Here is an 11,953-nt window from a genome sequence, read left to right on the forward strand (position 1 = left end):
ACCTCTCAATATTAATATATGTATATATATTCATATATTAATTTATGTGATGGAAGTTGTCAATACAAAGTTCAATCGCCATTTTTAATAAAAAGGGGCGATGTAAATTATCCACTCCCCTGTTTATATTATTTTTTTAAAACTACTATTATTATTCTAAAAGTCTGTTGCTTTAAGAAATAGAAGAAATTTTTTTGGAATTTTCTATTTAAAAACATTGATTATGATACATCATTCTTTCCTTTTACCCCATTTATTGAATAACTGACCGTCACTTTTGCACTCAATGAATGTGAGACTGAGCAATATTTATCCTTTGACAGTTGAATCGCACGTACAACCTTATGCTCAGGTAAATCTCCTTCAAAGGAATAATGAATTGAAACATTTGTAAACTTTTTCGGATGCCCTTCAGCTCGGTCACCTGCGACCTCCATAAGAAAAGATGTAGGCTCTAGACGCATTTTATTCAAAATCGAAATGATATCAATCCCTGTACAACCTGCAACAGCATGTAAAAGCAATTCCGTTGGTCTTGCTCCACTATTTTGTCCTCCTGCCTCTTCTGATGCGTCCATTTTTATTTCATGACCTGACGGTGAATCTCCTGAAAATGCCATATTACCTGCCCATTTAATTGTTGATTTCATTATTACTCTTACCTCCTTCTCCTTATCATGTTAGTATGGTTCCCATTTTCCTTAAAATAGTCATTAAAGGGAATACGCTTATAAATTTTATTGTTCTTAAGGGAAAAACTATTATGATTAACATTAGAATTACTGGGAACGTATTCAATACGTTTGCACTCCTTGTACGATAACTACAATTACTGAAATAGACATAGTCAAGTGTAATAACACGTTAAATCTACAAGAAGGGATTTGCATTTCCTCTGCTATCCAAGAGATGGTTGCTTTAGCATGTAAGCTAAAGGAGATTCTGCTACAGAAATTTGTTGAACAGTTCTGATACCTCCTCAACCTGTTGAGACATTTCATTCTTTTGCATCATAATTAAACCATACTTTTCTGATGTTTCGGTTGAGATAATAATGCTTTTTTTCGACATTATTTGAAGCGTTGTTCATCTTTCAACTGAATTTATTTATTCTAAAGGAAATTCTATTTTCAATTGACTTTCATATCATTGCAAAAAACACGTATTCATCATTAAATGAATACGTGTTTACAGGATAATAATTTAATTCTGCGAATGATTTTGCTTACGTCTCACAATATATAGGACACCACCACTAGCTAGTAGCAAGATACCTATTGACATCATATTAAACATATTTGTTGCAGTGTTTGGTAAAGTTACTCCGGAGGTATTTGAATTTCCATCTGATTTGTTTTCACCATTTGTAACTTTACCTACTATGTCCTTAACACCATCATTTACAGTGTCTTCACCTGGCTTTTCTATATTGGGATCATTGTTTGGTTCCTCACCAGGAGTCGCAATTGGTTTTTCTTCTGGTTCAGCACCCATTGTAATTCTGCCCTCAACTTCAGCTTTCACTGTTCCAATTTCTGTTAGATATTCTTGGAACACCTCATAATCCGGGATATACAATTCTGTTATTCTCCCATCATCCTTTGCTGTCTTAAATGACTCGTATCCGTCACCACCATCTGCCATATATGCATTTGTAGCTACCGAATAGACTTCTTCTGGTTCGATTTGTTCGAACCCAGATTCATTTTGTACCTGTACACTATGAATACGGCTACCAATTGGTTTTGTTGGATCAAATCCAAATTTCAAGCCAGCAACTTGTGGGAAACGCCCAGCAACATCTTCAATTTGACTGACACCATTTTCTAAAGCGTTAATTATTTCTTGACCGGTTAAATCTAAAGTAACTAAGGTATTAGCAAATGGTAGTACAGTTAACACATCACCAAGTGACACATCGCCTTCATCAATCGATGCACGAATACCTCCACTATTTTGAATGGCAATTGTTGCACCTGTATTTTGTTCCTGTGCTCTCCAAAGCATGCCATCTGCAATTAGATTGCCTAAGTTTGTTTCTTTCATTCGAACATCCTCACGCTCACCATTTAAAAAGACTGATGTTTTACCTACAATTTGACTTTTTAATTCTTCAATTGGCTCCGCTAATTGTGTTAAAAGCTCTGAAGCAGCTGTATTTGCTTCAATTAAGTAGTTCCCATTTTCATCCTGTGCATCAAGGTCAACTAGATTTTGATCCCAAGATTTTAATATCCCATCTTTATCAAACGTTACATCCGCATTACCTAAAAAGTAACTGTATTCTTGAGCAGATAATATAATTGTGGGTTCGGTTTTCTCATTATAAACTGTTGGCTCTTCAAGTAAAGTGTGACTATGTCCACCAACAATTACATCAATTCCATCCACTTTTTCAGCTAAAACTTTATCGTAATTATAGCCGATATGTGTTAAAGCAACTACTTTGTTAATTCCTTTACCTTCAAGCATTTCAACAGTATCTTCAGCTTTCTCAAGGTAATTTTCGAATTCGATATCTTTACCTGGATTGGCTAGTATTGTCGTATCTTCAGTCGTTAAACCAAATACGCCAACCTTTTCACCGTTCACTTCTAGAATAGTCGCTGGATAAATAGAGCCAGCAAAACCTGGATCACCAATCTCATCTTTATATAAGTTACTAATAGTAGCATCATTTGAATAATTAATATTGGCACTAACAATTGGAAATTCTGCCTTCTTAATAAAGTTTGCAAATACACTTGGACCTTTATCAAATTCATGATTCCCAGGTACCATTGCATCATATTTCATCATGTTCATAAACTCTACATCAGCTTGTCCTAAATATTGGGTGAAGTATAATGTACCTGAGAATACATCACCAGCATCAAGTAGGATCGAGTTATCTTTAGTTGACCGAACTTGCTCGATTGCCGTTATACGTCGAGCAACATTATCTAAATGTGCATGAGTGTCATTTGTATGCATAATCGTTAAATTCCACTCATCTGTACTTACATCCAATGCATATTTACTGAATCCAGAATCTAAAGTCTCTAAATATTTTATGTTTCCAGCCTGCTTTGCAAATGATTGTGCAGATGGTGAAGATTCGAATGTTACATTTACATCTCCGACTATTGGTGCAATTGCCCAGTTATTATCAGCCGAAGGATTGACTTGTCCCTTTTCGATAATATAATTCATAACTGCTTGACGATTTTCATCAGGATATTGCTCAATAATTTTCGATGACAAGTTACCTGGGAAATTCCCTCCACCAGATGCTCGATAATTATTTGTAACAACCAAAAATTCTTGATTCAGGTTAATCGTTTTACCTTCGTACATTAAGTTTTTAATTCTACTCGTATCATTATTTGTAAGCTTTCCATTTGCATCATATTTTGCAGGTTTTGTTACATCAATTTGATAGGTAACCCCATCAATTACGTCATAATTAAATGTTGGAAAATCAGAATTCACTAGATTTTGTTCTTCGGTTGAAGTTGGGTCTACTTGATTAAATTGCCCTGCAGACATTTCCAACCATTCCTTCACTTCTGCTCCTGAAATCTTAACGATTTGTACTGTATTATCATATAGATACAGATCTCCAACGTTCTTAATCGCTAGATCACCTTTTGGGATATTTGTATAGTAATCAACCCCGTTGCGACCACCAGCTTTGAACGGTGCACCTACAGAAAGTAATGGCATTCCTTCATATTGAGTACCCTTTAATTGTTCTTCTGCATACCATTTTTGAGCATCTGTCACGATTTGAATTGATGGATCATCTTTGACAAGTGCAAAAAAGCTATTAATCGGTGCTGATGTTGTTCCAACACCTTTTCTCACATATTCTAGCGTAGAATCATGTGCACTCATGACTACATCTACCATTTTTTGATCTTGTATTGTAACACTTGAAATCGATTCTGATTTTGAGATAGATCCAACTACATCCCAATCTTCATCATCTTTTAGTTCCAAGTCTAAATCTATCATTCCTAAATGACTTCCCCAGTTTTTTGGCATCACGACTGGTATACCGTTAATAGTTCCTTTTACATTATCAATAGCTGCAATCCCATTAAATCTTGCATCTCCTGGGAATAGATTGTGTTGGTGCCCTGAAACAATCGCATCAATATCTGAAACCTGCTTTATTAAATCAAACACAGCATTTTCTGCCCCAGTAATGCCCTCACTTGAATCAACACCAGTATGAGCAATAACGATAACTAAATCAGCACCTTGCTCTTTCATTTCAGGAATCACTTTCTTCGCTGATTCTACAATATCCTTTGTAACAACTTTTCCATCTAAATGCTTTTTATCCCAAACATTAATTTGTGGTGGAACAAATCCTGTAAACCCAACCTTCAACTTATGAGTTTTACCCTTATCATCAATGAAATCCTTTTCAATAATTTCATAAGGTTTAAAATAATACTCCCCTGGATTATTAGCATGGTACACATTTGCATTGACAATAGGGTAATTAGTATCATCCATTGTTTCATTTAAAAAGTCTAATCCATAGTTGAATTCGTGATTTCCCAATGTCGCTGCATCGTAATCTAATAGATTCATTGCAGAAATGATCGGATGAACTTGTCCTTCACTTAAGCCTTGTTTATAAATATATTCTCCAAATGGATTACCTTGTATCAGATCACCATTGTCAACTAAAATACTATTTTTGACTTCAGATTTTCTTTGTCTCAGTAATTCAGAAGTTCTAACTAAACCAAAGTTTGTAACTGATTTGTCCCCATAGTAATCGTAGTCCATAATATGCGCATGTATATCGGAGGTTTCCAATAGTCGTACTTTCATCGTTGTTGGTGTTTCTTGAGCCTTGACTATAGTAGCTAATGATTGCAACGGAACTAACCCTAGTACTAAAGTAGTGGCGATTACACTGTAAAATAACTTTCCTTTTACCGATTTATTTTTCGATCTTCTCAAAAAAATTCACCTTCCATTCTATATTTTCTCTTTCCTCCTATTCTATTGTAATAAGATATTGTTAAGAAACTTGTAATATTATGTAGTTTCTTTGTAAATATCTATTCTAATTTGCATAACTTCCTGAATCAGATAGGCTTAAATATAATTCAAGGATGACCAATTATAATTTGGTCATCCTTGAATTATATTTTTGTAAATCTCTCATAAAGATCCTTAAGTGATTCACAACCTATTTGTTGTAACTTTTTCACATACAAACTCCATAGCTTCGCAGTTAATTTAGCATCATAAAGAGCATGATGTCTTCCGATAATAGGAATTTCATTGTGTTCACAACACTCCTCTAACGTGATTAGATTCATTTCTGGGTCAGCAATCCGATATAGAAACGACATATCAACTAGACGATGCTTGAATTGTGCCCGGTAGAGCTTCCAAGAAGCATGTTGTAAAAATATCTTTTCATGATTTGCATGGTGTGCGATTAGTGTATAGTCTTGAGTAAATTGAAAAAATTGGAACAGGACTTCAGATAATGGAGGAGCACTTTCAAGTTCATCGTTATATATACCGGTTAATTTGCTAATTTCTTCAGAAACTGTTTTCTCCGATTTAACGAGAGAATAAAACGTTTCATTCTCGTATATATTTTCACCTTTAACCTTTACCCCACCTATTGAAATGATCTGGTCCCCACGATCAGGGTAAAAACCCGTTGTTTCTATATCAAACACAATTACATTTAATTCATTGAGTGGTATATGGAGCGTTTCTTCTACTCTCAATTCACGCTGCAACTGTCTTAAATATGCTACCTGCTGTTGACTTTGGCCACTGAGATTCGCTTGTTTCCCTTTCATAAAAAAAAACGGATCGAACGTCATGATAAACACCCTTTTTCAATGATTCCTTGAACATATTGATGTAATTTCTTACCACTCTTTAAGATTGACTTAATTTCTCTTTTTTCATCCTTAGATAAATTTCCAACATTAAGATAGTGTACATCATCATAGGATTTTGCATTTTCAAACAGTTGTACACGATATTTAAGGAGCTTTTCAAAGTTATCTTTATAATGGCTTAGACCATCCCGATACATTTCTTTCTCACAGAGTAATAAAATTCTATTTAGTGTAGATGTTTCAATTAAGCCCTCTTTTATCGCTAGGAGTCTTATGGCATTTACATATGGCAAAAAGGCAGCTTTTTTCATATCAATGAAACCCTCATATTTCCCACTAGGCTCAACATATAGCTGTCCCAGCGGGCCAACAGAATTCTTAATGTGCTGGATATTATCTAAAAACCTTTTTAGTAGGTGCTGATTCTTTTGATGATAACTAAAAATATAATGTTTTAATTCCTTCACATAGTCACATTGACCAACAATGCTCCTAGAATCATAAAAAATTTGTAGATAGCGTATTGATTCCCAACTACTATCATCCATCCATTTCAAAAGCTGAGTTTTCCAATCCTTTAACGATTTACACCAAAGTGGATTCGAACTCATGATTTTCCCTTCACAATAAGGGTAACCAATTTTAAAGAGCCCTCTTGAAAGTTCTTCTCCTAGTTTCTCAAAATACCTACTTGCGCGCTCTGATTGTTCCTCATATATTAATCCATGGTCTTGGTCACTTATAGCTCCCTGTTCACAACGCCCACCACTGCCCGTCACCACCCATGCATAATTACAAGGCGGTACACCAACACTTTTTTCAAGATGAAAGAGTGCTAATGTATTAGCACTCCTCATTATCTCATCATGAAATTCATTTAACATTTTTGTATTTGAAATATATTGATGAATATGATCATCTTTCCACCTTTTTAATGATTCATAAGTATCAAAATTACGATCCATGAGAGACACTCCCTCACCTTTAATAGAAGAAAAGAGGGTCGAAACCCACTTCACCTCGTTTTTATTATCCTATAGTAATTCTTATGAGCTAACATTTTGATCTTTATTATTTACGAATAATTCAGGATAACCATAGCTTCCATGTTCACTAATATCTAATCCCATAATCTCTTCTTCTTCTGTTACACGTAATCCCTTCATAACTTTTTTCGCAATAGCCAATATCACAAATGATACAACAAATGCATAAGCTCCAGAAGTAACAACTCCCATCAATTGTACGCCTAGTTGAGAGAAACCACCACCATAAAATAGTCCTGGTAAGCCAACCGTTGCAAGCTCTGGAGTAGCAAAAAACCCAGTGGATAAAGTTCCCCAAACACCAGCTACGCCATGTACAGATAATGCGAAAATCGGATCATCAATTTTTTTCTTCTCGAAGAATCTAGCACTATAGAATACCAAGATACCTGCTATAAAACCAATAACAACTGCAGCCCAAGTATCAACGAAGGCACATGATGCTGTAATTGCTACAAGTCCAGCTAAAGCTCCATTCAACATTGTCGGAATATCCGACTTGCCTAAGACCATCCAAGAAATAATTAGTGCAGATACCGCCCCTGCTCCTGCGGCTAAGTTCGTATTTAATGCAACAAATCCAAAGAATCCATTGTCAATAGCTACAGTACTACCTGCATTAAATCCAAACCAACCAATCCAAAGAATCAATACACCTAATGCTGTAAAAACCTGATTATGCCCTTGAATATTATTAGCAGAGCCATCTTTATTATATTTACCAATACGTGGTTTTAATAGAATCGTTGCTGCTAATGCAGCCATTGCCCCAGTTAAATGAACAACTGTTGAGCCTGCAAAATCTTGTTTTCCGTGTTCTGCCAACCATCCACCACCCCAAATCCAATGAGCGATGACCGGGTATATTAATACCGAGAATAATAGCGTAAAAACTAAGTAAACTGAAAGCTTAGCTCTTTCTGCAAATCCTCCTAATGCAATTGTAATTGAGATACCAGCAAAAGCCAATTGGAATAAGAAGAATACTGATGATGACAATCCCATGCCTTCGATTTGATATCCTGAATAGAAAAAGTCTGTCAATCCAACCATAAAGTTTCCGTTACTGCCAAAGATAAAAGCAAAACCAACTGCCCAAAAGACTAATGAAGAAAGACCGAAAGTGAATATTGTCTTACCAGCAATATGACCTGCATTTTTCATTCGAGTCGATCCTGCTTCAAGTAGGATAAATCCACCTAACATAAATATAACTAAAATTGCACTTAGCATAACCCATAGGCTATTCATTAAAAACATCGTATCCATTGTATCCATCGTATTTCCTCCCCTGTGCATTAGTATAACTTAAGATGTAAGAAAATATAACATCTCGTTCTTATTTACTATTTTATACGATTTTCACAAAGTGTCAACCAGTTTAAACAACTTTATGAAAATTCAACGTTAGATTATCTAACATGCTTTTAACTAATTATTTAATCCTTAACCAATTTTCATTATATAGTCTCATATTAATGGAGGAAAATAAGAAATCAGTATTGTTAGAAAATAAAAAACGGACGAGGAGACGCAACAACTTCTTTTCCATTTCGTGTTTCACTTACCATTTTTAGGTGTATGTAATTCGCTAATTACAAGAATTCTCACACGATCTCTTCATTCTATTGTCTTGTTGTAGCTAAAAGAGATATAATAATCATTGAGTTAAATTAAATGTTATCTACATTTAATTACCCGCAATAAAATATTTACTACCATATGGCCATCATTTAAAAGGCTTCACAGAAAAGAGGGAATATAAAATGATGAATATTACTGATTCAACAATTGTTAGGTTGGAAGACCCCTTCGGAATACTTCCAGGTCAAAGATACGAAATTTACCTTTCTTTAGATTTTGAGGAAGATGATGAGCTTTATAGCGAGCACGGTATCATGCTTAAACTTATCTACGCAGTAGAAGAGGAAACATCGAAAATTGCTCAATACAATTTTATTGAGAAAACAACAGAGAATTATTTAGACTTTGCCTTGGAAGATGACGAAGAAAAAGAAATCGAACAATTTTGTCAAAAACTTGTCGAGAAAATCTAAACCTTTCTCAATTTTTTCACCGTATGTAATCGTGCATTATGTTAAATCAGGACCTTCTTATTTGAAGAAGGTCCTTTTTAGCATTTCATTTATGCTATAAGCGACAGGAGCAACTGTTTTTTTATTTACTTAGCATAGAATCTTACTTATTGGATATGGTAAGAAAAGCACAAGAGCCAGATAAGCAGCTTATGAACTGAAGCACTCTGGAAGGAATATAGGAAACAAGAAGAGCCCAAGCGATTCGATGTTGACTTATCTCTTTTGGGAGGAGAGTGAAGTTTACTTTGCGCTGGACTCTGGAGCAGATAAAACTAAGGAGTCTTCCAACGAAAGGAGGAAAAACCGTCGTGAATATAAATAGAGCCAAAGAAATAACAGAATCAGGAGAAATAGTAGCAGTTCAATATCAAGGTGAGGCAATTTACATACAATCAGTAAACGAAGACCTAGGTACCGCTAGAATTTATCCCCTTCAGAATAGACAAGCAGAAAAGGACGTACCCATCACAAGTTTAACCGAGTAGCTAGCACATCCTAACGATTAGATACTTAAGAACGGGTTATGATTAATCATAACCCGTTTTTTCTCACATAAAAGGTAACTACAACTAGTTCAGAGTTATTATTACTTAAAAATATAACAGGCTATATTCGCAAAGAATGTTGGTTTCCGTACAAAGGACTCATGTACAAGGTTTTAGTATATCTTCGTGCACTTTCCACTAAATTGAAGTGATATCCCTCAGGAGATCACTTCAATTTACATAGTACTAGAACAACAAACTTTCAGAAAAGAGCCTATAAAAAAAGACTAACTACCAATTAATTTAGTAGTTAGCCTTATATGCTTATTATAATTTTACAACATCTTCAGCTTGAGGACCGCGGCTTCCTTCAACAATGTTGAATTCAACTTTTTGTCCTTCTTCTAACGATTTGAAACCATCACCAGTGATAGCACTGAAGTGAACGAATACATCGTTTCCTTCTGCAACTTCTATAAATCCGAAACCTTTTTCTGAATTAAACCATTTAACAGTACCTGTAGTTTTCATGAGAGAAACCTCCAAAGATTTATTAATATGTTACTCATATTTCCTGAGTAAATAATAAGCTCAGTAACTAAAGAGTCACCATTTACACGACAAATGAAAATACACACATTATAGAGAATATCAAAAATACGGAGAAGATACCCTCTATAATATATGAATTATATTATAAAGCTCCCTATTTTGATCATCCAAAATAAACATCTAATCTATTTATTTTTTATTATTGAAATTGCAAAAACCCAAAACAACGAAAGCCCTACCTCTCTTTCGTCCTTACGGCTCCTAGTCCGCGCCAGTATGAATTGAATAAACGTATCTATCATTCCCCTTGTATATCATAGGTATGATCAAGAAACATTTATCCACCTAGCACTATAACAGTGAAGTCCTTAAAATAAGCACTCCTAATATTATAATCAATTTGTCATGATTTGTCAATGTAATCATAGTATTTTTAATTTGAATTCCCTTTGACTACTACTAATTAATAGGCTTTCCTATTTACTAGCTGAACGAAGAATAGTAAAGTTACAGAAATGAGTATCATTGAGGCTACCCAAAGCCATGCCATCTTCATATTACCACTATCAATAGCGACATAGATGGCTGTTGATACCGTTTGTGTTTTACCAGGAATATTACCTGCAAACATTAGCGTTGCACCAAACTCCCCTAGTGCCCTCGTAAAACTTAAAATTATACCAGTAAATATGTATTTTACTGTTAAAGGTAGAGCAATAAAGCAAAAAACGGCTGTTTCATTAGCGCCATCTACACGAGCTGCATCCTCTATTTCTGAATCAACATGTTCGAACCCAGCTTTTGTAACCTGATACATCAATGGAAATGCCACAACTACTGAAGCAATGACCCCAGCCCACCAAGTAAAAATAATTTGTGCATCAAAAATAAATTGGATACCTCGCCCAATATAACTATTCATTCCAAATAAAACAATCAAGAAAAACCCTACTACTGATGGAGGTAGAACCAATGGTAAGATTAGAAATGTTTCGATTAACATTTTCCCTCTTAGCTTACTATTGGCCATTAATCTCCCTATAAAAGTACCGATGATCATGACAATCATACTGGAAATTATCGCTATTTTTATCGATAAGAAAATAGGATCCCAAAAATCAACACTCATCATTTTCCCTCAATCTATTGTGGTAAACCCGTATTTTTTAAAGATTGTAACTGCTTCATCACTTTGTAAAAATTGATGAAAATCCTTCGCTTCTTCTAAGTGGGTCGTTGTATTAATGATTCCCACTGGATAGACAATAGGAGAATGTGTATAAGAAGCTATCGTCTCTACAATTTTCACATTTTCAGTCGTTAAAGCATCCGTTTTATAAACTACACCAAGTGATACATTGCCTGTTTCAACATATGATAATACTTGACGTACATCTTTTGCAAGTATAATTCTCTTTTCAGTTTGTCTCCATATACCTATGCTTTCAAAGGATTCCTTTGCATATTTACCCGCTGGAACTGTTTCAGGGATACCAATTGCTATTTTATCCACAGAGTCTATATCTTTTAAAGAGGATATCTTAGAATCTGGGGAAGCGATTAAAACAAGCTCGTTTTTCAATAGATTGTTTGCGTTACCTTTTTTGATAAGCTTCTTGTCCACTAAGCTAGCAAACTCCTCAATACTTGCAGAAATAAAAAAGTCCACAGGAGCACCTTGTTCTATTTGCTTACTCAAGGTACCAGATGCAGCGAAATTCAAAAGTAGTTCTATCTCTTTTTGTTGTTCGTATACCCCTTTGATATCTTCCATTGCATCCTTTAGACTCGCAGCAGCTGATACTGTTATTTCCGTCTTATCATCAGCTACTGAATGATCACAACCAATTGTTACGAAAAGAAAACATAAGAAACTTAAAATATAATATTTGCTCTGCATA

Annotated in this window: 10 protein-coding genes; 2 read left to right on the forward strand and 8 right to left on the reverse strand. The window is 34.8% G+C overall.

Annotated elements, in window-relative coordinates:
• Positions 1 to 221: 221 nt before the first annotated feature.
• The 5 genes from AC6CHR_RS09460 to AC6CHR_RS09480 form a co-directional block, all read right to left on the reverse strand.
• The gene (locus AC6CHR_RS09460) at positions 222 to 650 is read right to left on the reverse strand and encodes an OsmC family protein (protein ID WP_498248397.1); all 429 of its coding nucleotides are present in this window, start codon (positions 648 to 650) and stop codon (positions 222 to 224) included.
• Positions 651 to 1,203: 553 nt separating this feature from the next.
• Positions 1,204 to 4,962 carry a bifunctional 2',3'-cyclic-nucleotide 2'-phosphodiesterase/3'-nucleotidase gene (locus AC6CHR_RS09465; protein ID WP_498248398.1) on the reverse strand — a complete coding sequence of 1,253 codons (3,759 nt, stop codon included), beginning with the start codon at positions 4,960 to 4,962 and terminating at the stop codon, positions 1,204 to 1,206.
• Between the two features lie 185 nt (positions 4,963 to 5,147).
• Positions 5,148 to 5,825: an exonuclease domain-containing protein gene (locus tag AC6CHR_RS09470; RefSeq protein ID WP_498248399.1), complete on the reverse strand. Its 678-nt coding sequence runs from the start codon at positions 5,823 to 5,825 to the stop codon at positions 5,148 to 5,150.
• Positions 5,826 to 5,845: 20 nt separating this feature from the next.
• Positions 5,846 to 6,835 (reverse strand): DUF294 nucleotidyltransferase-like domain-containing protein, encoded by a 990-nt coding sequence (locus AC6CHR_RS09475; protein ID WP_498248401.1) that lies wholly within the window; start codon positions 6,833 to 6,835, stop codon positions 5,846 to 5,848.
• Between the two features lie 81 nt (positions 6,836 to 6,916).
• Positions 6,917 to 8,185 (reverse strand): ammonium transporter, encoded by a 1,269-nt coding sequence (locus AC6CHR_RS09480; protein ID WP_498248527.1) that lies wholly within the window; start codon positions 8,183 to 8,185, stop codon positions 6,917 to 6,919.
• Positions 8,186 to 8,682: 497 nt separating this feature from the next.
• Here AC6CHR_RS09480 and AC6CHR_RS09485 point away from each other — a divergent pair, with 497 nt between their 5' ends.
• On the forward strand, positions 8,683 to 8,973 hold the full coding sequence (locus AC6CHR_RS09485) for a DUF6509 family protein (protein WP_498248402.1): 291 nt from the start codon (positions 8,683 to 8,685) through the stop codon (positions 8,971 to 8,973).
• Between the two features lie 350 nt (positions 8,974 to 9,323).
• Entirely contained in the window at positions 9,324 to 9,500 is a 177-nt protein-coding gene (locus AC6CHR_RS09490; RefSeq protein WP_498248403.1) for an H-type small acid-soluble spore protein, read from the forward strand.
• Positions 9,501 to 9,827: 327 nt separating this feature from the next.
• Here AC6CHR_RS09490 and AC6CHR_RS09495 read toward each other — a convergent pair whose 3' ends face one another.
• From AC6CHR_RS09495 to modA, 3 genes are all read right to left on the reverse strand, one after another.
• Positions 9,828 to 10,031, reverse strand: coding sequence for a cold-shock protein (locus AC6CHR_RS09495; RefSeq protein WP_498248404.1), 204 nt, complete (start codon positions 10,029 to 10,031; stop codon positions 9,828 to 9,830).
• 484 nt (positions 10,032 to 10,515) lie between these two features.
• Entirely contained in the window at positions 10,516 to 11,181 is a 666-nt protein-coding gene (gene modB, locus AC6CHR_RS09500) for a molybdate ABC transporter permease subunit (RefSeq protein WP_498248405.1), read from the reverse strand.
• A 9-nt stretch (positions 11,182 to 11,190) separates the two neighbouring features.
• Positions 11,191 to 11,952 carry a molybdate ABC transporter substrate-binding protein gene (gene modA, locus AC6CHR_RS09505; protein ID WP_498248407.1) on the reverse strand — a complete coding sequence of 254 codons (762 nt, stop codon included), beginning with the start codon at positions 11,950 to 11,952 and terminating at the stop codon, positions 11,191 to 11,193.
• Position 11,953: the final 1 nt, after the last annotated feature.

It is taken from the genome of Metabacillus sp. GQ13, from assembly GCF_059758525.1.

Bases quoted from the DNA above. Each gene is read 5' to 3' on its own strand.
- AC6CHR_RS09460 (WP_498248397.1), bottom strand. From the start codon at position 650: ATGAAATCAACAATTAAATGGGCAGGTAATATGGCATTTTCAGGAGAT.
- AC6CHR_RS09470 (WP_498248399.1), bottom strand. From the start codon at position 5,825: ATGAAAGGGAAACAAGCGAATCTCAGTGGCCAAAGTCAACAGCAGGTA.
- AC6CHR_RS09475 (WP_498248401.1), bottom strand. From the start codon at position 6,835: ATGGATCGTAATTTTGATACTTATGAATCATTAAAAAGGTGGAAAGAT.
- AC6CHR_RS09480 (WP_498248527.1), bottom strand. From the start codon at position 8,185: ATGGATACGATGTTTTTAATGAATAGCCTATGGGTTATGCTAAGTGCA.
- AC6CHR_RS09485 (WP_498248402.1), top strand. From the start codon at position 8,683: ATGATGAATATTACTGATTCAACAATTGTTAGGTTGGAAGACCCCTTC.
- AC6CHR_RS09495 (WP_498248404.1), bottom strand. From the start codon at position 10,031: ATGAAAACTACAGGTACTGTTAAATGGTTTAATTCAGAAAAAGGTTTC.
- modB (WP_498248405.1), bottom strand. From the start codon at position 11,181: ATGAGTGTTGATTTTTGGGATCCTATTTTCTTATCGATAAAAATAGCG.
- modA (WP_498248407.1), bottom strand. From the start codon at position 11,952: ATGCAGAGCAAATATTATATTTTAAGTTTCTTATGTTTTCTTTTCGTA.